The sequence below is a fragment of the Cryptosporangium arvum DSM 44712 genome (assembly GCF_000585375.1).
In the GTDB taxonomy this organism is placed as follows: Bacteria; Actinomycetota; Actinomycetes; order Mycobacteriales; family Cryptosporangiaceae; genus Cryptosporangium; species Cryptosporangium arvum.
This window is the reverse complement of sequence record NZ_KK073874.1, coordinates 5,476,067-5,497,366: the sequence shown is the minus strand read 5'-3', so window position 1 is coordinate 5,497,366 and position 21,300 is coordinate 5,476,067. Positions and strand designations below refer to the sequence as shown.

Genomic DNA, 21,300 nt, shown 5'->3' with positions numbered 1-21,300 from the left:
GCGCCAGCATGCCACCGCGGAAGCGACCTAAACGCGTCGGGAGGGAAGTTCGCCGGTTTCGACGACGTCCCGCGCGACGAGCCGCAGTTTGACGTTCAAGTGTTGGGACGTCTCGCGGAGGACGTCGAAGGCCGCGTCCGGGGTGATTTTCCGCTGCGCTATCAGGACGCCGATCGCCTGGTCGATCACCGAGCGGGACCGCATCGCGTCGCGCATCTGCTCGGCCAGATCGCGGTGGTGGAAGAACGCGGCGGCGACCTGGCTGGCCTGCCCGGCCAGCCCTGCGAGCACCTGCCCGAGCGCGACCGCCTCGCCGGAGAACGCGTCGGGCTTGCGGGAGTAGATGTTCAGCGCGCCGAACGTCACGCCGTCGCTGTGCAGCGGAACCGACAGCGAGCTGCGGGCGCCGTTGGCGGCGGCCCGCTCGGCGTAGGCGGGCCAGCGGCCCTCACCGGCCAGGTCGCGGCTGCGGAACACGTTCCCGGTGCGGCTGGCGTCCAGGCAGGGCCCTTCCCGCTCGGTGAACTGCAGCTCGTCCAGTTCCCTGGCCCAGTCGTCGCTGAACGCCGGCGCGGCGGGCCGGCCGTCCTGGAACGTGGTGATCGAGCAGGCCTCGCCGCCGGGCACCAGCCGGCAGGCGATCCTGGTGATCTCCTGCAGCGTGCCGACCAGGTCGTCCTGGCCGAGGACCAGCCCTCCGAGGGCGGTGATCTCACGAATCTGGTCCGGCGTCAGGTCCATGGCTGCCATCTTTCCCCACCCGGTCCCAGGGTGCAGCTGCCCCGGGTGCTCGTCGCGTTCGTCTCATCCGCGCGCCGGGGCCGCCGATGTCACGGAAGAACGAGAGCCGGAGGTGGAATTCGTGCGGCGCGTCTTCTCGGACTTGCCGGTGTCCCGCAAGCTGCTGCTCGTCGTCTCGGTGGTCTGCGCGTTGCTGCTGGTGGTCGGCAGCGTGGGGCTGTCCAAGCTCGGTGGGGCCCAGGACCGGATCCAGGGCCTCTACCGCGACTCGCTGCAGGCGGTGGCCGAACTCGGCGACGTCGAGGCGGACGTCGGCGAGATCCGGGTGCAGGTGCTGAACCTCCTGATCGCGACCCGGCCGGCCGACCTCGCGACCGCGAAGACCCGGATGCAGACGGCCGACGCCGACCTGGACACGCAGTGGAAGGCCTACGTCGCGACCGACATGACCGGCCGGGAGGAGGCGCGCGACCGGTTCGCGGCCGCGCTGGCGTCGTACCGCACGGTCCGTGACACCGAGCTCGTACCGCTGGCGATGGCGAACGACGACCAGACGTTCGTCGCGGTGCGCAACGCCAAGGCCACGCCGCTCGTCGACGCGATGACCGCCGCGCTGGCCGACCTCAAGACGATCGAGGACGACGCCGGCGCGGCCTCGATGAACGCCGCGAAGAGCGCATACGGGTCGGCCCGGCTGCTGATCACCGGCCTGATCGCGCTCGGCATCGTGCTGGGGGTCTCGCTCGCGCTGCTGGTCGGACGCTCGATCGCGGCGCGGCTGGGGCGCACGGTCGCGGTGCTGGAGAGCATGGCCGAGGGCCGGCTGGACCAGCGCACCGACGTCGCCGGCCGGGACGAGGTCGGCCGGATGAGCGCGGCGCTCGACACCGCCACCGAACGTCTCGGCGCGGTGCTGCGTGACGTCGACAGCAACGTGACCGCGCTGGCCGGTGCGTCCGAGGAGCTGAACGGCGTCGCCTCCCAGCTGCGCGGCAACGCCGACGAGTCCGCCGCCCGGGCCGGGACCGCGTCCGACGCGTCCGCGACGATCACCCAGAACATCCTCACGGTCGCGGCCGGCTCCGACGAGATCGGCGCGTCGATCGGCGAGATCGCCCGCAACACCACCGAGGCGGCGTCGGTCGCGTCGCAGGCCGTGCAGTCGGCCGCCCACACCGAGGCGGTCCTGCGCCGGCTCGGCGATTCCTCCGAGGAGATCAACACGGTCGTCCGGCTGATCACCTCGATCGCCGAGCAGACCAACCTGCTGGCGCTGAACGCGACGATCGAGGCGGCCAGGGCCGGGGAGGCCGGCAAGGGGTTCGCGGTCGTGGCCAACGAGGTCAAGGACCTCGCGCAGGAGACCGCCAGGGCGACCGAGGACATCGCCGGCCGGGTCGCGGCGATCCAGCGCGACTCGGCCGCGGCCGTGGAGGCGATCGCCGAGATCACCGACGTCATCAACCGGATCAACGACGCCCAGAGCACGATCGCCGCCGCGGTGGAGGAACAGTCGGCGACGACGACCGAGATGAGCCGCAACGTCAACGAGGTTGCGACCCGTTCGCGCGACATCAGCGACAACGTCTCCGGCGTCGCCGACGTCGCCGCGCAGACCACCCGCGGCGCGGCCACCGCGGCCGACACCGCCGAGCGGCTCACCGGGATCGCCGCCGCGGTGCGTACCAGTTTGGGCGGTCTGCGTTACTGACGGCCAGGATGGGGGTAGCAAGTGGTCCAAACGGTCCGGGTCGGGAGCTCTCAGTGCGCGTCGTCTACACCTCGTTCTCCGGGCGGTACAGCAGCAACCCGCGGGCGCTCTTCGAGGGCGTCCGGCGCAGTCGGCCGGACTGGGAGAACCTGTGGCTCGCCGCCCCGGCCCGGCTCGGTGACTTCCCCGCCGGGGTGCCGACCGTGCCGTTCGGCGGCGAGGAGTGCGTGGCCGCGCTGGAAGGCGCCGACCTGGTGATCTCCGACGATCACATCGCGCTGGACTGGGAGAAGCGGCCCGGCACCGTCTACCTGCAGACCTGGCACGGGACACCGCTCAAGCGCATCCACCGCGACGTGCTGTGGGCGCCGCCGGGACGGCTGGACCGCCTCAGCGAGGACGTCGCCCGCTGGGACCACCTGCTCTCGCCCAACCGGGTGAGCACGCCCCGGCTGCGTCGCGCGTTCGAGTTCACCGGACCGATCCACGAGACCGGCTACCCGCGCAACGACGTGCTCAACGCACCGGCCGCGAGCAAGGTCCGGTCGGAGGTACGTGCCGCGCTGGGGATCGCCGATTCCACCACCGCGGTTCTCTACACGCCGACCTGGCGCGACGACCAGGTGTTCGGCGGCGACGGCCCCGATTTCTCGCTGGCCATCGACCCGGCCCGCTTCGCCGCCGCGCTCGGCCCCGACCACGCGCTCCTGCTGCGCACCCACAGCCTGGTCACCCACCGCCTGGCCCCGGCGGACGGCGGCCCGCTCGTCGACGTGTCCGACTACCCGGACGTCGCCGAGCTGTACCTGGCCGCCGACGTGATGGTCACCGACTACTCGTCGACGATGTTCGACTTCGCCGTCACCGGCAAGCCGATCCTGTTCTACGCCTACGACCTCGACGACTACCGCGACCGCCTGCGCGGGTTCTACTTCGACCTGACCGAGGACCCGCCCGGCCCGGTGCTGGGTACCGAGGAGCAGGTGCTCGCCGCCCTGGCCGACCTCGACCCGGTCGTCGCGGCGTACCGGCCGGCCTACGAGCGGTTCCGGGCCACGTTCGGTCACGCCGAAGACGGTCACGCCACCGACCGGGTCCTCGCGCTGCTGGGTTGACCGGCCAACCGCGGGCCAACGTCGCGCCACGTAGCCTTCGGAGCATGGAGCTCCGTTCGGCCGCTGACATCTCCGCCCGCCTCGGCGAGACCGGCTACCTGTGCGACGATGCCCTGGCCACCGTCACGTTCCTGGCGCTCGGGATGCGGCGGCCCCTGCTGCTGGAGGGCGAACCGGGCACCGGCAAGACCGCGCTGGCCGAGGCGATCGCCCGGACGCTCGCGCTGCCGCTGATCCGGCTGCAGTGCTACGAGGGCATCGACGCCACTCAGGCGCTCTACGACTGGGACTTCCCCCGGCAGATCCTGCACCTGCGCACGCTCGAGGCCTCCGGCGGCGTCGACGCCGAGCAGGCCGAGAAGTCGCTCTACGACGAGCGTTTCCTGCTGGCCCGTCCGGTGCTGGCCGCGCTGCGCGCTGCGCCGGCCGTGCTGCTCGTCGACGAGATCGACCGTGCCGACGACGAGTTCGAGGCGTTCCTGCTCGAGGTGCTCTCCACCTATCAGGTGAGCATCCCGGAGTTCGGCACGGTCACCGCCGAGACGCCGCCGATCGTGCTGCTGACGTCCAACCGCACCCGGGAACTGCACGACGCGCTCAAGCGGCGCTGTCTCTACCACTGGATCGACCACCCGGGCATGGACCGGGAGATCGAGATCGTCCGCTCGCGGGCGCCGGAGGTCTCGGCCGCGCTCAACCGCCAGGTGGTCACCGTCGTGCAGGCCCTGCGCGAGATCGATCTGCAGAAGCCGCCCGGCGTGGCCGAGACGCTCGACTGGGCCCGCGCCCTGCACCTGCTCGGCGTCGCCACGCTCGACCTCGAGGCCGCGGCGAGCACGCTCGGCGCGCTGGTGAAGTACCGCGAGGACGCCGAGAAGGTGCGCCACGCGCTGGACCGCCTGCTCGCGGCATGACGGAGTTGTCGGCGATCGCCGATCTGGCCACGACGCCACGGGACGCCGACGAGATCCTGCTCGGCTTCACGGTCGCGCTCCGGGCCGCCGGGGTGCCGGTCACCCACGACCGGGCGTCGGCGTTCCTCGAGGCCGCGTCGCTGGCCGGGGCCGGGGAGGCGCGGGCCACCTACTACGCCGGCCGGGCGACACTCTGCGGCTCCCCGGCCGACCTCGAGCGCTACGACCAGGTCTACGAGGCCTACTTCGACCCCCGCGCCGGCCTGCCCCGGCGTCGCCAGGCCCCGCCCAGCGCCACCACGTCGTACTCGCCGTTGCCCGAGAACGAGTCCGCGGGTGCCGGCGACGCCGCCGACGAGGACGTCGTGCAGGCGAAGGCCAGCGCCGCCGAGGTGCTCCGCAACCGGGACATCGCGCTGCTCAGCGCCAACGAGAAGGCTCGCTTGGCCGCGATGTTCGCGACGCTCGACGTCCGGCTGCCGGTGCGCCGTTCCGGGCGGCTGCGTCCCTGGCACCGCGGCAGCCTCGACGCGTCACGCACGCTGCGCTCCAGCCTGCGCCGGATGGGCGAGCCGGCCGAGCTCGAGTGGCGCCGCCGCGCCCTCCGGCCGCGCCCGGTGGTGCTGCTCGTCGACGTGTCCGGCTCGATGAACGCCTACGCCGACGCCCTGCTGCGCCTGGCCCACCGCATCGGCACCGGCGGCCCCGGGGTCGACACGTTCACGCTCGGCACCAGGCTGACCCGGCTGACCAGGGCGATGCGTGCCCGCGACGCCGAGCGGGCGCTGATCGCCGCCGGGGAGGCCGTGCCGGACTGGTCCGGCGGCACCCGGCTGGGCGAGACGCTGAAGGTGTTCCTCGACCGCTGGGGGCGCCGGGGAGTGGCCAGGGGCGCGGTCGTCGTCGTGTTCTCCGACGGCTGGGAGCGGGGCGACGCGGCGCTGCTCGGTGAGCAGATGGCGCGGCTGCGCCGGATCGCGCACCGGGTCGTCTGGGTCAACCCGCACCGGGGCAAGCCGCGCTACGCCCCGGTCCAAGGGGGCATTCAAGCGGCTTTGCCACATGTCGACGACTTCGTCGCCGGCCACTCACTGGCCGCGTTCGCCGAGTTGCTGGACGTCGTCGCGCGCGCGTAGTTACGGTGGGCCGATCTGCGGACACTGGAGTTCCGGATGGCAGACGACCTGCAGGCGCGCCGGGTGGAAGCCATGTGCGCATGGACGATGTTCACCGAGCACGGTGACGTCGCGGCCGAAGTGCGCCCGGAGATCCTGCTGAGCTGGGGTCGCTCGCAGCAGGCCCAGGTCTCCACCGAGGTCGAGTCCGCGCCGATGACCGACGAGTCCGAGACCGACGCGGTCTGGCAGGACACGCCGCTGCAGGCCGCGGTCGAGTCGGTCGAGTCGGAGCTGCGCCGCACCGCCGAGGACGGCGACCTGGTGATCGCGGTGACCGACGCCGACACCCGCATCCTGTGGACCTACGGTGGCCGGGTCATGCGCAACAAGGCCGAGCAGGTGGCGTTCGTCCGCGGCGCCCGCTGGGACGACGAGTCGGTCGGCACCAACGCGCTCGACCTGGCCAACCGCATGGACGCGCCGTCGATGGTGTTCAGCGCCGAGCACTACGCGCGCACGATCGCCGACTGGGTGTGCTGGGCGGCGCCGGTGCACGACCCGGTCACCGGCCGCCGGCTCGGGGTGCTCGACCTCTCGACGAGCTGGGACCGCACGCACCCGATCGGGCTGGCCACCGCGCGGGTGATGGCCCGGCTGATCGAGACCGCCATCCCGTACTCGGTGTCGCACCCGACCGCGCAGCCCGAGACCGACGATCCCGGCCTGGTCATGACCCTGCTCGGCACGGCCGAGACCCGGCTCGACGGCTACCGGCTCCTGCTCAACCGCCGCCAGACCGAGGTGCTCGCGCTGCTGGCCCTGCACCCCGAGGGGCTCTCGCTCGAACAGCTGCACGCGATGGTCTACGGCGACCAGGCCGTCACGTTCTCGACGCTGAAGTCCGAGGTCAGCCACCTGCGCCGGGCGCTCGGCGGCCAGCTGGCGTCCCGGCCGTACCGGCTGCTCATGCCGGCCGCGACCGACGTCCAGCACGTGCTCTCGCTGATCCGCGCCGGCCACGTCTCGGCCGCCGTCGACGCGTACGGAGGAGACCTGCTGCCGGGGACGAACTCCCCGGCGCTCTCCGAGCTCGCCGACTACGTCGCGGTCGCGTTGCGCGAGGCCCTGCTCGCCGATCCGCGCCCCGACGCCGTGCTGCGCTACAGCGAGGAGCTCGCGCCCTACGACCAGGAGGTCGTCGACGCGTGCCTGCACCGGCTCGAGCCGCCGCACCCGGCGATTCCGCTGCTCAAGGCGCGGCAGGCGGTCGCGAGCCGGTAGTCACACTGTTACCAACCTTCCGCCAACCGCGCGGTGCCTAGGGTGATGCGCACCACACCCGAGGGAGCTCTCCAGATGACTCGGATCAGCCTCAAAGTCGACGGCCAGAACGTGTCGGACGATGTCGAACCCCGTACGTTGCTGGTGCACTACCTGCGCGAACAGCTAGGCAAGACCGGCACCGTCATCGGCTGCGACACGAGCAACTGCGGTGCCTGCACGGTCCACCTCGACGGCCGCAGCGTGAAGTCCTGCAACGTGCTCGCGGTGCAGGCCGACGGCTCCGAGGTGACGACGATCGAGGGGCTGGCGACGAACGGGCGCCTGCACCCGGTCCAGGAGGCCTTCCGCGAGTGCCACGGCCTGCAGTGCGGCTACTGCACGCCCGGAATGATCATGCAGTCGGTGGACCTGCTGCGTGAGAACCCGAACCCCACCGAGGAGGACATCCGCCTCGGGCTGGAGGGCAACCTCTGCCGCTGCACCGGTTACCACAACATCGTGAAGGCCGTGCAGTACGCGGCGGACAACGGCGGTGGTGACAAGTGACCGCCGTCGAGGAGCGCCCGAGCACCCCCGCCGCCGAGATCGGACGTGACCGGCGCCGGAAGGAAGACCAGCGGCTGATCACCGGCCGTACCCGCTGGACCGACAACATCGTGCTGCCCGGCATGCTGCACCTGGCGATGGTGCGCTCGCCGTTCGCGCACGCGCGGATCGTCTCGGTCGACACGTCGGAGGCGGCCGGGGCGCCGAACGTCGTCAGCGTGATCACCGGGCGGGACGTGGCCGAGGAGCAGGGCGGCCTGCCCAACGCGTGGCCGATCACCCCCGACCAGGTCACCCCGGTGCACCCGCCGATCGCGGTCGACCGGGCCACGTTCGCCGGCGAGGTCGTCGCGGTCGTGGCGGCCCGGACGGCCGCGGCGGCCCGCGACGCCGCCGAGCTCGTCGACGTCGAGTACGAGGAGCTGCCGGCCGCGCTCGACCTCCGTGCGGCCGTGGAGGACGGTGCCGTCCTCGCCCACCCCGACCTCGGCACGAACAAGTCGGCGCTCTGGGTGTTCGACTCGGCCACCGCCGGAACCGGCGGTGACGTGGAGGCCGCGATCGCCGCGGCCCGCGACGGCGGCATCGTGCTCGAGCGGGAGTACCGCCAGCAGCGGCTTATCCCGGCGTTCATGGAGCCCCGGTCGGTCGTCGTCGACCCCACCGGCGAGCAGGTCACGATGTGGTCGGCCACCCAGATCCCGCACATCCTGCGGTTCCTGCTGGCCGCGGTGACCGGCATCTCCGAGTCGAAGGTCCGGGTGATCGCGCCCGACGTCGGCGGCGGCTTCGGCGGCAAGCTGCAGTCGACGCCGGAGGAGTTCATCACGTTCCTGCTGGCCCGGCGGCTCGGCAAGCCGGTGAAGTACACCGAGACGCGCTCGGAGTCGCTCGTCGCCGGCCACCACGGCCGCGACCAGTGGCAGAAGCTGACGCTCGCGGCGACCGCGGACGGCACCGTGACCGGGCTGAAGGTCGAGCTGCTCGCCGACCTCGGCTCCTACGTCGCGCTGGTCGGCGGCGGCGTGCCGGTGCTGGGCGCGTTCATGTTCAACGCGATCTACAAGTTCCCCGCGTACCACTTCGCGTGCCAGACCGTGCTCACGAACAAGACCTGGACCGACGCCTACCGCGGCGCCGGCCGCCCGGAGGCCACGTTCGGCATCGAGCGGATCATGGACGAGCTCGCCGCCGAGGTGGGCGTCGACCCGCTGGCGATCCGGGAGAAGAACTGGATCACCCACGAGGAGTTCCCGTTCACCACGGTGGCCGGGCTGACCTACGACTCGGGCAACTACGAGGCCGCGACCGCACGCGCGAAGGAGATGTTCGGCTACGACGAGCTACGTGCCGAACAGGCCAAGCGACGCGAGTCGAACGACCCCGTCCAGCTCGGCATCGGCATCTCGACGTTCACCGAGATGTGCGGGCTCGCACCCTCCCGGGTGCTGGGGTCGCTCGACTACGGCGCCGGGGGCTGGGAACACGCGTCGGTGCGGATGCTCGCGACCGGCAAGGTGGAGGTGGTCACCGGCGCCTCGCCGCACGGGCAGGGCCACGAGACGGCGTTCAGCCAGATCGTCGCCGACCGTCTCGGGGTGCCGTTCGACGACATCGAGGTGCTGCACGGCGACACCCAGATCTCGCACCGCGGGCTGGACACCTACGGGTCCCGGTCGCTGGTGGTGGGCGGCGAGGCCGTGGTCCGCGCGGCCGACAAGGTGATCGAGAAGGCGAAGGTCGTCGCGGCGCACCTGCTGGAGGCCTCGGCCGACGACCTGGAGTTCACCGGCGGCCGGTTCTCGGTCCGCGGCACCGACCAGGGTGTCTCGATCGCCGAGGTGGCGCTGGCGACGTTCGCCGCGCACAACCTCCCGGACGGCGTCGAGCCCTCGCTGGACTCCGACGCGACCTACGACCCGGTCAACTTCAGCTTCCCGCACGGCACCCACCTGTGCGCGATCGAGGTCGACACCGAGACCGGTGCGCTGAAGATGCGTAAGTACGTCGCGTGCGACGACATCGGCACCGTGATCAACCCGCTGATCGTCGCCGGGCAGGTGCACGGCGGGCTCGTGCAGGGCATCGCCCAGGCGCTCTGGGAGGAGGCGGTGTACGACGAGGCCGGGACGCTCGTCAGCGGCTCGTTCGTCGACTACCTGCTGCCGACCGCGGCGGACACGATCACGTTCGACATCGACCACACGATCACGCCGGCGACCAGCAACACGCTCGGCACCAAGGGCGTGGGCGAGGCCGGGACGATCGCGTCGACGCCCGCGGTGGTGAACGCGGTGGTCGACGCCGTGCGCCATCTCGGGGTGCACGACATCCAGATGCCGTGCACGCCGGAGCGGGTGTGGAAGGCGATCAACGGCGCGTCGGCCCACACGCCGACCGTCGAAGCCGCGGCACCGCACTTCGACGCTTCCGAAGGGGTGGACCAGTGATTCCGGTTCAGTTCGACTACCTGGCACCGGCCACGCTGGAGGAAGCGGTCGCCGCGCTCTCCCAGCACGGCGACGACGCGAAGATCCTGGCCGGCGGTCAGAGCCTGCTGCCGGTCCTGCGGATGCGCCTGAACGCTCCCGAGGTGCTCATCGACCTCGGCAAGATCCCGTCGCTGCGCGGGGTCCGCGACGAGGGCGACGCGATCGTGATCGGGGCGATGACCGAACACTCGGTCGTCGGCGCCGACCCGCTGGTGGCCGAACACGCGGGGCTCGTCAGCAAGGCCGTGGAGCACCTGGCCGACGCCCAGATCCGGCACCGGGGAACGTTCGGCGGGGCGCTTGCCCACGCCGACCCGGCCGGTGACCTGGGCGGACCGGTGCTCGCGCTGGGCGGGGAGTTCGTCGTCGCGGGGCCGGGCGGCACCCGGACGGTACCCGCCGCCGAGTTCTTCACCGGCCTGTTCGAGACCGCGATCGGTGACGACGAGATCCTCACCGAGGTGCGGATCCCGAAGCACACCGGCTGGGGCGCCCACCACGCGAAGTTCGTGCGGATCGCGCACCAGTGGCCGATCGTCGCGGTGGCCGCGACCGTGCGGGTCTCCGGTGGCGTCATCGAGGAAGCGAAGATCGCGCTGGCGAACATGGGGTCGACGCCCCTGCGGGCGTCCGCGGTGGAGTCCGCGCTGGCCGGAGCGGCGGTCACCGCCGAGGCGGTGGGCGCGGCGGCCGAGCAGGCCGCGGAGGGCACCAGCCCGCCGTCGGATCTCAACGGCGACGCCGAGTATCGCAAGCACCTGGCGCGGGTACTCACGAGGCGAGCTGTGCTGGCCGCCGCGGGAGCGTGACCGGATGGACCTGACCCACCACTTCCACGTCCCCGCCGGGATCGACGAGGCCTGGGCGCACTTCCAGAACGTGTCCGAAGTGGCCACGTGCTTCCCCGGCGCGCAGGTGACGTCGGTCGACGGGGACGAGTTCACCGGCTCGTGCAAGGTGAAGCTCGGGCCGATCGCGCTCGTCTACAACGGGAGCGGCTCGTTCTCCCAGCGTGACGAGAGCAAGCACACGCTCGTCGTGGAAGCGAAGGGACGGGACAAACGGGGCAACGGCACGGCATCGGCCACCGCGACGCTGCGGATGGCCGAGGCCGAGGGCGGCGGCACCGACGTCGAGGTGGTGACCGACCTGGCCATCACCGGGAAACCGGCGCAGTTCGGGCGCGGCCTGATCCAGGACGTGTCCGACAAGCTGCTGGGGCAGTTCGTCGAGTGCCTGGGCCGGCAACTCGGGCCCGAGGCCGACGAGCCCCCGGAGCCGGCGGCTTCGCCGGTCTCCGGGTCGTCCGCGCCGAGCGCCCCGGCCGGTGCCGCGCCGGACGGCCCGGTGTCGGACGGCCCGGTGTCGGCCGGGGGCGGATCGGCGGCGGCGGCACCCGCGGCTGCACCGGCGGCGGCGGCACCCGCGGCCGCACCGGCCGCACCGGCCGCGGCTGCGTCGCAGTCGCCGGCCCGGGCGGTGCGGCCCGCTCCGCCGCAGCCGGAGGCCCTGGACCTCGGGGCGACCGTGCTGCCGGTGCTGGCCCGCGCCTACTGGAAGCCGGCGCTGGCCGTGGTCGTGGCGCTCGCGGTGCTGTTCCGCCTGCTGCGCCGCCGATCAGGCTGAGCCCCGGGGCCGCGCCCAGCCGATCGGCCGGGCGCGGCCCCGCGGATCAGCAGCCCAGCGAGTCGCGGTACCCCTCGGGCACCGAGCCCCCGACGACCTCGTCGGCGATCTCCCAGAACACCTCCGGGTAGTCACCGGCGGCGTTCATGTCGTTCAGGAACTTCCACCCGTGGCTGCCCCGCAACGCGTCGGCGGCACGCGCGACGGCCGCGGTGTCACCGGCCCCGGTGGCCCGCTCCCACTCCGCGATCCACCCGCACCCGACCCGGGACGCCACCTGCGCCCCGAACTGGTACGCGTCGTTCGTCCCGAGGCCGGCGAGCGCCGCCCGGTCGAACCCCGGCGGCAGCGGCACCCCGGCCAGCACCTCCTCGGCCCGCGCGCTGATCCGGTCGGGCGTCACGACCTCCGGCGGCAACGCCGCCAACCACCGCGAAACGCCGACCTGGACCACGTGCGCGAGCGTCGCCGAGAACGTGTCCCGCGTCCACGGACCGCTGGCGCGCATCTCGACGAACGACGACCCGCTGGGCGGGAGCATCACCGCGAAGTCGTTCGCGGCGTACGTGAACAGCTGCCCGCTCCGCCCGGCCACCGTGACCGGTTGCGCGGCGCTGACGTCCGCGCGGTCCCGCTGGTAGGAGTCGTAGTACTGCGCCGGTCGCCAGGTGAACTCGACCTCGCGGCCCTGCTTCGACCAGGTGATCGACCCTTCCTTCGCGGCGAAGCCGTTGACGTAGGTCGCGGTCCAGCCGGGCTCGTCGATCAGCAGCCGCGGGTTCTCCTCGGCCGCCTTCAACGCCAGCGCCGAGTAGGTCACCGTCGTGGCGTCGCTCGGCCGGCCGGCGGGCTCCGGGGCGTCCGTGCCGGTGAGCGCGACGACGCCGACGAGCGCGGCCGCTGCGACCCCGGCGCCGATCAGCGGCCCGAACCGCCGCCGCGCGGGCCGGGTCCGGACGGTTCGATCCGACACGATCTCCTCCAGAAGTTCCTCCGCGGCCCCGTCGAGCCGCTCACCGGCGACGGGTCGGTAGGGGTCGGCGTCGCGGATCAGCCGGTCGAGCGGGTCGTCGGTCATCTGCCCTCCTCGGGGGTGCGTCCTGTCCTGACACCGAGTTCATGTCCGGGTGGCCCGAGGTCGTGACCGACGAGTTCGCGCAGCCGGCGACGCGCCCGGGACAGGCGCGCCCGCACGGTCGGCGCGCTCAGCCCCAGGACGGTGGCGATCTCGCGCGGCTCGAGCCCTTCCCAGAACGTCAGCATCAGGACCTCGCGGTCGAGCGCGCTCAGCCGCGCCAGCGCGGCCCGCAGCACCAGGCGGTGCGGCACGTCGCTCCCCGGGTCGGTGGGCACGACCGCACGCAGCCGCTGGCGCAGTCGTTCGCCGAGACGGTCCCGGCGGGCCCGGCCCCGGTGGTGGTTGGCCAGCACCCGCCGGGCCACCCCGTAGAGCCACATCCGCACCTCGTCGTCCGGTGGCACGTCGCCGCGGCGCCGCCACACCACCACGAATGCCTCGGCGACGACGTCCGCCGCGTCCTCGGGCTGCTCGACGCGGCGGATCGCGTACGCGAGAAGCGCGTCGAAGTGCGCGGCGTAGATCCGCCGGAAACGCTCGTCGGAGGTCACGACTACTCCATGTCCGGCCGGGCGCGGATCGTGACCGCCGTTCTCAGGCCGACACGAGATCCGGGGGGAAGCTGCGCCGGGGATGGTTCTTCTGCGTGTACATGTTGCCGTCGGCCGCGGCGAGCAGCGTGTCGGAGTCCACCGGGTCGACCGTGCCCGCCGCGGCGACGCCGACGCTCACCCCGATCGAGTACGCCTCGTCGTCCGAGCGGGTCACCGGCTCGTCGGTGAGGCCACGCAGCCGGTCGGCGAGCGCCTGCGCCTCGGCGTCGCTGGTGATGTTCTCCGCGAGCACGACGAACTCGTCCCCGCCGAGCCGCGCCGCGACGTCGCCCGTGCGCAGTTCGCCTTTGAGCCGGCGGGCGAACTCGGCCAGGACGAAGTCGCCGGCCGCGTGGCCGTAGCGGTCGTTGACCTGCTTGAACCCGTCGAGGTCGAGGTAGAACAGCACCGGAGCGTAGGGCGAGCGCAGGTCGCGGGCCCGGTTGAGCGCGAGGTCGAGCGCGGCGTGCAGAGCCTGCCGGTTCGCCAGCCCGGTGAGCTGGTCGTGGTGGGCCTGATGGGCCAGCATCGCCCGGACCGACTCCTGCTCGCGGACCACGAGCACGAACCGGACCAGGATCAACGCGGTCAGCACGGCGATCGAGACGAGCAGCGACACCCGCCCGGCGACACCGTCGATCGCCTGGAGCCCGGCGAACATCGGCAGCGCCGCCAGCGCGATGCCGAGGAAGATCACGCGCGCCGGGTGCAGCCGCTCCTCGCGGGAGCTGTCGGGCTCGGCGATGCGCGCGGCGTCGGGGTGCAGCACCGCGGCGACGTAGAGGCTGTTCGAGAGCAGCAGGATGCCGTCGAGGCGGTCGGCCTGCACGATCCGCGACAGGTCGTCGACGAGCGTGGGGAGCATCGAGATCGCGATGTCGCCGATCAGGGCGATCGCGAGCGCGGCGATCAGGTAGCGCGTGGGGCCGCGCTTCGAGCCGGGCGCCAGCACCAGGATCGCACCGGCGGCGAACAGCAGGACGTCGCCCAGCGGATAGATCGCTCCGACCACGACGGCCGGTGAGAGCCGCTCGTGCTCCACCGCGGGCAGGATGACGAACTGCCAGCACAGCCAGGCCATCACGGTGGCCATCGCCAGGGCGTCGAGCACGGCCTCGCGTAACCGGGTGGGCGCGCGCAACCGCACCAGGCGCAGCAGCCCGATCCCGAGCAGCGGGTAGCCGCTGATCCACAGCAGATCGGCGGGGGAGACGTCCCTGGTCCCGTCGAAGATCCACCGCAGCAGGTCCTGCAGCAGGTCCCCGACGAGCCAGACGCTCAGCGCGGCGACGATGTACCCGTAGCCCCGGCGCTGCGGCCCCGAGAGCGTGCGCAGCCGCATCCAGCCGAGCGCGACGAGCGTGCCGAAACCGATCAGATAGCAGAGGTGGGCGAACGTACTCCCCGGCCGGAACGCGGCCGGCAGGCCGCAGGCAGCGGCGAAGACCGGTACGAGCACCGCGGGGACACGTCTCATGCTCACATCATCGATTTCGGACTACGTCGGGGAAGGAGGGGCGCCACTGTGACTCAGGTTAACGCGGGTCACCACGCGCTGTCGTGGTCTTCGCGCGCGAGGGCCGCGAGGTGGTCGGTGTTCGGCGTCGTCGCCGGGGGCGCTTCGGGCTTTTCGGGTCGTTCCGTGGGGTGGCGACGGCGGGCGGTGAGCGCGGCGAGCGCGGTCGTGATCGGCACGGCCGAGATCAGGCCCAGCGTGCCGACCGCGCTGCGGACCAGCTCCTGGGCGACGAGCTGGTTGGTCAGCACCCGCCCCAGGCTCTGGCCGCTGTCGGTGATCAGGATCAGCAGCGGCAGCGACGCGCCGGCGTAGGCCAGGATGATCGTGTTGACGACCGAGGCGATGTGCGCCCGGCCGACCCGGGTCGCGGCCCGGTAGAGCGGGGCGAAGCCGTACCCGGGGTCGGCCCGCGCGAGTTCGTCGACGGTCGCCACCTGGGTCACCGTGACGTCGTCGAGCACGCCGAGCGAACCGATCAGGATCCCGGCCAGCAGCAGCCCCTGGAGGTTCACGTCGTGGGTGACCCCGAGGTAGCCGGCCTGCTCGTCGGCGACGCCGGTCAGGTGCAGCGCGCGCACCGCGAGCCAGGACAGCGCACCGGTGAGCGCGAGGCTGGTCAGGGTGCCGATCACCGCCACCGACGTGGAGGTGCCGACGCCGTGGGTCAGGTACAGCACCGCGAGCATGATCGCCGCCGAACCGACGATCGCCACCAGCAGCGGCGGCTGACCGTCCAGGATCGCCGGCACCACGAACAGCAGCAGCACCGCGAACGTCACCGCGAGACCGGCGAGCGCGCTCAGCCCGCGCCAGCGCCCGAACGCGACCACCGCGAGCACGAACGCGGCCGCGAGCACCCAGAGCTGGTCGCCGCGCTGGTGGTCGGCGATCTGGTACGGCTCACCCACCGGTGTGTCAGGCAGGTACAGCAGCACGACGTCGTCGCCCTCGCTGACCTCCGGTGCGCCGGGGCCGGCCGGGACGTCGGTGGTGACGTCCTGACCGGCGTCCGGGCCGCTGGTGACCCGGAGCACGACCGCGCCGCAGTCGGTCCGCCCCGCCGCCAGGGCCGCCTCGTCGGAAGCCTCGCAGGGTGCGTGCACGACCGTGCGCACGGTCGCGTCCACGTACTGCGTCTCGTCGGCGGCGGTTCCCGCCCCCGATGGCCAGAGCAACACCATGCCGACGATCGTCAGCAGCGCGATCGGGACGATGACCACCAGAACGGGGCGCCAGACCCCGCGCAACGGAACACGCATGTCTGCTCACCCTAGCCAGCCGGGGTGAGAACCGGTCGCAGGCGCTCGGCTACTTCGTGAAGCCGAGGTACGTGCTCTTCAGGCCGAGCTTCACGCGGAACGTGGTGCCGGTGATCGCGATCGTCCTGGTCTTGCCGCCGGCCACCGTTCCGGTCAGCGCGAGCGAGTCCACGCGTCCGCCCCAGCGTCCGCCGCTCGAGCGCTTCGTCACCTTCACCGCGGTGACCTTCAGCAGGCCACCGGCGCCGTCGAGCGCGGCCAGCTGCGCCGGGGTGACGGCCTTGACCCAGTTGACCGCGGGTGAACCGGAGGCCAGGGAGAACGGGTCGGCCTTGGTCGGCAGGTAGCTGGCGCCGCCGCTGGCGGTGTAGCCGCCGCTGTCGGACGAGAACTCGGCGCTGATGACCTTGCCGCCGACCGTGAGCACCTTGCCCGCGGTCGCGGCGATCGCGGCGTTGGTGGCCGCGGTCTCCGAGAGAGCGCCGTCCCAGCACTGGTTCTGCTGGGTGTCGATGACGTCGTAGTAGCGCGACGCGGAGATCTTCGCGGTGGCGTAGGTGCGGGCGGACAGCGTCTGGGCCTGGAGGGCGGCGGCCGGCCAGCTGGAGGGCATCTCGGACGCCACCACGCCACGGAGGTAGGTGTCCATCGGCATCGTCGCGACGTAGCGCGGAGCACCCTCGATCACCGACGCGGTCAGCGACCCGGTGAACGTCAGCGTCGTCCCGCCGCGGCAGTCGGACTTGGCCTTGCTGTAGGTGAGCTTGAGCGTCTTCGGCCCGCTGAACCTCACCGGGGCGGCGAGCGTGTAGGCGGTCTTCCAGGCCGTGCCGACCTTCTTCTGGACGACGTAGTTCGCGCCGCTGCGGGCGACGTGCCAGCCGGGCTGCGCCGGGAGCGACACCTTCCTGCCGTTCGCGGCGGTGGCGACGACGCCGGTCACGCTCGTGCCGGTGACGGGCGAGAACGTGAAGTGCCCGCCGTCGATCGCGGAGAGCCGGACCCGCAGCGACGGGTTGCCCTTCGCGGTCAGCGCCGCGCCGGGGTAGTAGAAGCCGGCGATCTTCGCCGCCGGGAGGCCCTGCTTGGCCGCGGCCTTCGCGCCGTACTGGCTCAGCCCCCGGCCGTGACCGAAGCCGGCGCCGTAGACGCTGATGCCGGTCGTCGACACCGCGGTGGCGTTGGCCGTGGGTGCGGCCGCCTCGGCCGGAGACGCGAGCCCTCCGCCGATCATCGCCGCGACGAGCGCGGCGGCGGGCAGGAGGACGCTACGACGGAGCATGCCGGTGGAACGGGACATTGAAGCGCCCCCTTTCGTCTCGTGGGCTACGAGAGTCCTGTCGGCGCGTTCGGTTGCGGCATGAGGTCGCCGCGTGCCCCGCAACCGGGGGCCTCCTGTGCGGTGACCGGGCCGCACCTGATCGGATGGGGCCCATGCCGTACCGACACGTCGTAGCGCTGGGCAGCTCGTTCGCCGCCGGGCCGGGGATCCCGCCGGTCGTCGACCGGGTCGCGGGCCGCTCCGGCCACAACTACGCCCACCTCGTCGCGGAGGGCCTGGGGGCGCGGCTGACCGACCTCACGGTCTCCGGCGCCACCACCGCGACGATCCTCGAGACGCCCCAGCGGGTCGCCCGCACGACGTATCCGCCGCAGGTGAGCGGCGTCCCGGCGGACGCCGACCTGGTCACCCTGACCGCCGGCGGCAACGACCTCGGGTATCTCGCGTCCGTGCTCCGGCTGGCCTGGGCGAACCGCTTCCGGCGCCATTGGTGGACCCGGCCGCTGGGCAACCGGCTCGCCCGCGGGCCGGTGCCGGTGCTCGACACCGACGTCGTGGTGGACGGCCTCGGCGCGATCGTGGAGGCCGTCCGCGCCCGGGCCCCGGAGGCGCGGGTGGTGCTCGTCGACTACCTCACGATCTTCGACGAGAAGATCACCGCCGAGCCGTTCGACCAGGCCCAGCACCGGGCGCTGCGAGCCCTCGGGCGCCGGGTCAACGGCGCGTTCGTGCTGGCCGCCCAGAACACCGGCGCCGACCTGATCCAGGCGTCGGTGCTCAGCGCCGCCCACGGCGTCGGCACGCCCGAGGAGTGGGTGAACGGGTTCCGGCGCTCGTCGGCGGCCTTCCACCCGAACGCCGCCGGGATGCGGGCGATCGCCGACGAACTGCTGCTGACTCTGGCCGCGACCTAGTCACACCGTTAACGTGCTGCTCATGACGGACAGAGACGTTCGGACGGTCTTCAGCGGCGGCGGGTTCTTCGAGGGGCCGAGGTGGCGTGACGGCACCTGGTGGGTCTCGGACTTCTATCGGCACACGGTCAGCCGGATCACCCCGGACGGACACGAAACGGTCCTCGCCGAGGTGGAGCAGCAGCCGTCCGGGCTGGGCTGGTTGCCCGACGGGTCGCTGGTCATCGTCTCGATGAAGGACCAGCGGCTCCTCCGGTGGACCGACGGCGCGCTCACCGAGCTCGTCGACCTGTCCCCGCACTGCGGCGGCCACCTCAACGACCTGGTGATCGACGAGGCGGGGCGCATCTACGTCGGCGACTTCGGCTTCGACCTGATGGGCGGCGGTGACCTGCGGACCGCGCGGCTCAAGCGCGTCGACCCCGACGGCACGGTGAGCGTCGTCGCCGACGGCCTGTACTTCCCGAACGGCTCGGTCATCACGCCGGACGGCTCGACGCTCATCGTCGGCGAGACGCTCGGCAACCGCTACACCGCGTTCGACCTGGCCGCCGACGGAGCGCTGAGCAACCGCCGCGAGTGGGCCACGTTCGCGCCGGCACCGACCGGCAGCACCACCGAGGAGGTGCTCGGGCAGCTCGTCGTGGCGCCCGACGGGTGCGCGCTGGACGCCGAGGGCCACCTCTGGGCCGCCGACGCGGTGGGCGGCCGGGTGATCCGGGTCGCGCCGGGTGGGGCGATCGTCGACGAGATCCGCGCGCCGGACGAGCTCGGCATCTACGCCTGCATGCTCGGCGGGGAGGACGGCCGGACGCTGCTGATGTGCGCGGCGCCGGACTTCTACGAGCACCTGCGCGCGCCGGTGCGTGAAGCCGTCCTCCTGTCCACCACGGTGGACGTCCCGCACGCCGGCCGGCCCTGACCGATCGGCCCGGCCGTCCGACGACGGCCGGGCCGCTCGGATCAGCGGACGCGGGTCCAGGGGCCGGTGATGGCCAGGACGTAGCCCGGCGACTGGATGTTCGCGAACAGGATCGAGCCGTCGGCGCTGAAGTTCGGACCGGTGAACTCGCTGTCGTTGAGGTCGTTGCGGGCCAGCGCGTACGACGCACCCCGGTCGGTGACGCCGACCAGGTGCTGGACGCCCTCGCCGTCCTCGGCGATGATCACGCCGCCGTAGGGCGACACCGTGATGTTGTCCGGCCCGTCGAACGCGCCGTCCTTCTCCGGCGCCTTGTTGACCCCGAAGATCGTCTCCAGCGTCACCGTGCTCGACCGCGGGTCGTAGAACCACACCTGGCCGTCGTGCTCGGCGACGCTGCCGTCGGTCTTCCGCGCGTAGCTGGCGACGAAGTACGCGCCGTGGTGGCCCCACCACGCGCCCTCGAGCTTGCGGCTACCGGTGACCTGCCCGGCGCGGAACTGCTTGCGCACCGACACGCTCTTCGCGTCCCGGTCGGGAACGTCGACCCACGTGACCTTGTACTTCGTGCCCGGCTTGGTGGCCTGGGACAGGTCGGCGACGTGTTTGCCGTCCAGCGAGCAGCTCATCGCCCGGAGCGAACCCGCGGTGTCGCCCCGGGCCGCCAGCCGGCGCAGCGCGCCCTTGCCGCCGTGGAAGCCCTCCGGCGGGGTCCAGCGGTAGAACAGTCCGTGCGGCTCGTTCGCGTCCTCGGTGAGGTAGATCGTGTGGTTGTGCGGGTCGACCGCGACGGCCTCGTGCGAGTACCGCCCGAGGAACTTCAGCGGCACCGGGTTCTTGTTGGCGGCCCGGTCGAACGGGTCGACCTCGAAGACGTACCCGTGGTCCTTGGTGTACGGGGCGACCGCCTTCTGCTCGGTCTCCTCACAGGTCAGCCAGGTACCCCAGGGCGTCTTGCCGCCGGCGCAGTTGTTGTGGGTGCCGGCCAGGCTGACGTACTCCCGGATCCGCTTGCCGTGGTGGTCGACGTCGATGTTCGTCGTGCCGCCCTTGGCCGCCGGGTCGTACGTGAGGCCCTCGAGCGCCGGCACCGGGTAGGGCTCGGTGCCGTCGTTCTCGTGGTTGTTGACGAGCGTCAGGCCGCGGTGGCCGGGGAAACTCGCGGTGCCGTCGGCGTCGCTGGGCGTCGGCTGACCCGACTCCAGCTTCGTCTTCCCGGCCTCGGCGACGATCGTGTACTTGAAGCCCTTCGGCAGGGCCAGCAGGCCGGCCGGGTCGGCTACCAACGGCCCGTAGCCGTCGGTGCCGGTCGGGCTCGTCGCCGCGGCGGTAGCAGCGGTGCCCGCGATCGCGTCGATGCTTCCGGCGAACGTGATGCCCAGGGCACCGGCGGTGCCCAGAGCCAGGGCGGAACGGCGGGATACTGCCTCGGTCATGGGGGGAGCTCCTTCACGACGCGATACGGAGGTGCACCGAGGACAGTAAGGGCAAGTGCTGCGTGTACCGGACAAACACTCGCTGACGTCTGAGCGAACTATCGAGTGGTTCTCCCGCACGGCGGGCCGGGGGTGGCCACGATTTGGGGCGGGTGGGGCTGCGTCGTGTCGGTGCCCTCGTGGCGCATCAGCGCCGCCGGCATGGAGCGGGCGCGGTGGGTGCGGCGACCTCGTGGAATGTGCCGGTGGCGGCCACGCCCGTGCGCCAGGTGGGCTCGCCGTCCGGATCCGGGGTGACGAGCCTTTTGGCCGCGCCGTCATGACGCACCCTCGTCCGCCGGTGGTTTGCGAGGGGGTGCTCGCCAGCGTGACCGCGAACTTGTTCGGGCTCGAGCGCCGCCGCGGTGGCCCGGTGGTGGCGGCCGGCACGCGCGGCTGGTGTAGCCGACGCTGGTGGGCGCGGCGCCGTGATCGTCGGCGCCTCGGAGAACCAGCCGGTGGCGGCGGCGCGCGGCGTCCTCCGGTGCGGTTGCGGGGCCGGCGGCTGGGCTGGTGGAACGCGGCGGCCCGCCGAAGCGCGGTGGGGTTCCGGCGCAGCCCGCCGCCGACGAGATCGGCGACGAGCGCGCACGCGGGTCGGGGCCCGCGAGCAGCCCGGCGCCGCGCACAACGCCTCGCCCGGCCGCGGTCCCCGGCCTCGAGCGCAATCCGGACGATCGTGACCGCGGATGGCGGATGGCGGATGGCGGA

At 72.5% G+C, this 21,300-nt stretch carries 18 protein-coding genes; 11 read left to right on the top strand and 7 right to left on the bottom strand.

The window, feature by feature from the left end:
* Positions 1 to 27: 27 nt before the first annotated feature.
* The gene (locus CRYAR_RS25055) at positions 28 to 741 is read right to left on the bottom strand and encodes a GAF and ANTAR domain-containing protein (RefSeq protein WP_051570924.1); all 714 of its coding nucleotides are present in this window, start codon (positions 739 to 741) and stop codon (positions 28 to 30) included.
* 121 nt (positions 742 to 862) lie between these two features.
* Between CRYAR_RS25055 and CRYAR_RS25050 the strand changes: the two genes are divergently transcribed.
* The 9 genes from CRYAR_RS25050 (at position 863) to CRYAR_RS25010 (ending at position 11,547) form a co-directional block, all read left to right on the top strand.
* The gene (locus tag CRYAR_RS25050; RefSeq protein ID WP_063725933.1) at positions 863 to 2,452 is read left to right on the top strand and encodes a methyl-accepting chemotaxis protein; all 1,590 of its coding nucleotides are present in this window, start codon (positions 863 to 865) and stop codon (positions 2,450 to 2,452) included.
* Between the two features lie 53 nt (positions 2,453 to 2,505).
* Positions 2,506 to 3,567: a CDP-glycerol--glycerophosphate glycerophosphotransferase gene (locus CRYAR_RS25045; RefSeq protein ID WP_035855573.1), complete on the top strand. Its 1,062-nt coding sequence runs from the start codon at positions 2,506 to 2,508 to the stop codon at positions 3,565 to 3,567.
* Positions 3,568 to 3,611: 44 nt separating this feature from the next.
* The gene (locus CRYAR_RS25040) at positions 3,612 to 4,481 is read left to right on the top strand and encodes an AAA family ATPase (RefSeq protein WP_035855572.1); all 870 of its coding nucleotides are present in this window, start codon (positions 3,612 to 3,614) and stop codon (positions 4,479 to 4,481) included.
* The gene (locus CRYAR_RS25035) at positions 4,478 to 5,617 is read left to right on the top strand and encodes a vWA domain-containing protein (protein ID WP_051570923.1); all 1,140 of its coding nucleotides are present in this window, start codon (positions 4,478 to 4,480) and stop codon (positions 5,615 to 5,617) included. The genes CRYAR_RS25040 and CRYAR_RS25035 overlap by 4 nt, the downstream gene beginning before the upstream one ends.
* A 36-nt stretch (positions 5,618 to 5,653) precedes the next feature.
* Positions 5,654 to 6,880, top strand: a complete 1,227-nt coding sequence (locus tag CRYAR_RS25030; RefSeq protein ID WP_035855570.1) for a helix-turn-helix domain-containing protein — start codon at positions 5,654 to 5,656, stop codon at positions 6,878 to 6,880.
* Positions 6,881 to 6,955: 75 nt separating this feature from the next.
* Positions 6,956 to 7,429 (top strand): (2Fe-2S)-binding protein, encoded by a 474-nt coding sequence (locus CRYAR_RS25025; protein ID WP_035855569.1) that lies wholly within the window; start codon positions 6,956 to 6,958, stop codon positions 7,427 to 7,429.
* Positions 7,426 to 9,879, top strand: a complete 2,454-nt coding sequence (locus CRYAR_RS25020; RefSeq protein WP_035855568.1) for a xanthine dehydrogenase family protein molybdopterin-binding subunit — start codon at positions 7,426 to 7,428, stop codon at positions 9,877 to 9,879. The genes CRYAR_RS25025 and CRYAR_RS25020 overlap by 4 nt, the downstream gene beginning before the upstream one ends.
* The gene (locus CRYAR_RS25015) at positions 9,876 to 10,730 is read left to right on the top strand and encodes an FAD binding domain-containing protein (RefSeq protein WP_035855567.1); all 855 of its coding nucleotides are present in this window, start codon (positions 9,876 to 9,878) and stop codon (positions 10,728 to 10,730) included. The genes CRYAR_RS25020 and CRYAR_RS25015 overlap by 4 nt, the downstream gene beginning before the upstream one ends.
* 4 nt (positions 10,731 to 10,734) lie before the next feature.
* A complete protein-coding gene (locus tag CRYAR_RS25010; protein WP_035855566.1) occupies positions 10,735 to 11,547 on the top strand; it encodes an SRPBCC family protein in 813 nt (270 codons plus the stop codon).
* A 46-nt stretch (positions 11,548 to 11,593) separates the two neighbouring features.
* Here the strand turns inward: CRYAR_RS25010 and CRYAR_RS25005 are convergent, their stop codons facing one another.
* The 5 genes from CRYAR_RS25005 to CRYAR_RS43605 form a co-directional block, all read right to left on the bottom strand.
* Positions 11,594 to 12,625: a hypothetical protein gene (locus CRYAR_RS25005; RefSeq protein WP_035855565.1), complete on the bottom strand. Its 1,032-nt coding sequence runs from the start codon at positions 12,623 to 12,625 to the stop codon at positions 11,594 to 11,596.
* The gene (locus CRYAR_RS25000) at positions 12,622 to 13,176 is read right to left on the bottom strand and encodes an RNA polymerase sigma factor (protein ID WP_035855563.1); all 555 of its coding nucleotides are present in this window, start codon (positions 13,174 to 13,176) and stop codon (positions 12,622 to 12,624) included. The genes CRYAR_RS25005 and CRYAR_RS25000 overlap by 4 nt, the downstream gene beginning before the upstream one ends.
* A 43-nt stretch (positions 13,177 to 13,219) precedes the next feature.
* Positions 13,220 to 14,695 (bottom strand): GGDEF domain-containing protein, encoded by a 1,476-nt coding sequence (locus tag CRYAR_RS24995; RefSeq protein WP_084700922.1) that lies wholly within the window; start codon positions 14,693 to 14,695, stop codon positions 13,220 to 13,222.
* Positions 14,696 to 14,763: 68 nt separating this feature from the next.
* Positions 14,764 to 15,996 (bottom strand): YibE/F family protein, encoded by a 1,233-nt coding sequence (locus CRYAR_RS24990; RefSeq protein ID WP_084700920.1) that lies wholly within the window; start codon positions 15,994 to 15,996, stop codon positions 14,764 to 14,766.
* Between the two features lie 49 nt (positions 15,997 to 16,045).
* Entirely contained in the window at positions 16,046 to 17,296 is a 1,251-nt protein-coding gene (locus CRYAR_RS43605) for a SpoIID/LytB domain-containing protein (protein WP_157018038.1), read from the bottom strand.
* Between the two features lie 134 nt (positions 17,297 to 17,430).
* Here CRYAR_RS43605 and CRYAR_RS24980 point away from each other — a divergent pair, with 134 nt between their 5' ends.
* On the top strand, positions 17,431 to 18,192 hold the full coding sequence (locus CRYAR_RS24980) for an SGNH/GDSL hydrolase family protein (RefSeq protein ID WP_211247620.1): 762 nt from the start codon (positions 17,431 to 17,433) through the stop codon (positions 18,190 to 18,192).
* Between the two features lie 22 nt (positions 18,193 to 18,214).
* On the top strand, positions 18,215 to 19,114 hold the full coding sequence (locus CRYAR_RS24975) for an SMP-30/gluconolactonase/LRE family protein (RefSeq protein ID WP_035866259.1): 900 nt from the start codon (positions 18,215 to 18,217) through the stop codon (positions 19,112 to 19,114).
* 41 nt (positions 19,115 to 19,155) lie between these two features.
* Here CRYAR_RS24975 and CRYAR_RS24970 read toward each other — a convergent pair whose 3' ends face one another.
* Positions 19,156 to 20,550, bottom strand: coding sequence for an alkaline phosphatase PhoX (locus CRYAR_RS24970; RefSeq protein WP_035855561.1), 1,395 nt, complete (start codon positions 20,548 to 20,550; stop codon positions 19,156 to 19,158).
* Between the last annotated feature and the right edge of the window lie 750 nt (positions 20,551 to 21,300).

Coding starts and splice junctions, on each gene's coding strand:
- CRYAR_RS25055 (WP_051570924.1), bottom strand. CDS start 741: ATGGACCTGACGCCGGACCAGATTCGTGAGATCACCGCCCTCGGAGGG.
- CRYAR_RS25040 (WP_035855572.1), top strand. CDS start 3,612: ATGGAGCTCCGTTCGGCCGCTGACATCTCCGCCCGCCTCGGCGAGACC.
- CRYAR_RS25035 (WP_051570923.1), top strand. CDS start 4,478: ATGACGGAGTTGTCGGCGATCGCCGATCTGGCCACGACGCCACGGGAC.
- CRYAR_RS25030 (WP_035855570.1), top strand. CDS start 5,654: ATGGCAGACGACCTGCAGGCGCGCCGGGTGGAAGCCATGTGCGCATGG.
- CRYAR_RS25025 (WP_035855569.1), top strand. CDS start 6,956: ATGACTCGGATCAGCCTCAAAGTCGACGGCCAGAACGTGTCGGACGAT.
- CRYAR_RS25010 (WP_035855566.1), top strand. CDS start 10,735: ATGGACCTGACCCACCACTTCCACGTCCCCGCCGGGATCGACGAGGCC.
- CRYAR_RS25005 (WP_035855565.1), bottom strand. CDS start 12,625: ATGACCGACGACCCGCTCGACCGGCTGATCCGCGACGCCGACCCCTAC.
- CRYAR_RS24995 (WP_084700922.1), bottom strand. CDS start 14,695: ATGAGACGTGTCCCCGCGGTGCTCGTACCGGTCTTCGCCGCTGCCTGC.
- CRYAR_RS24990 (WP_084700920.1), bottom strand. CDS start 15,996: ATGCGTGTTCCGTTGCGCGGGGTCTGGCGCCCCGTTCTGGTGGTCATC.
- CRYAR_RS43605 (WP_157018038.1), bottom strand. CDS start 17,296: ATGTCCCGTTCCACCGGCATGCTCCGTCGTAGCGTCCTCCTGCCCGCC.
- CRYAR_RS24980 (WP_211247620.1), top strand. CDS start 17,431: ATGCCGTACCGACACGTCGTAGCGCTGGGCAGCTCGTTCGCCGCCGGG.
- CRYAR_RS24975 (WP_035866259.1), top strand. CDS start 18,215: ATGACGGACAGAGACGTTCGGACGGTCTTCAGCGGCGGCGGGTTCTTC.
- CRYAR_RS24970 (WP_035855561.1), bottom strand. CDS start 20,550: ATGACCGAGGCAGTATCCCGCCGTTCCGCCCTGGCTCTGGGCACCGCC.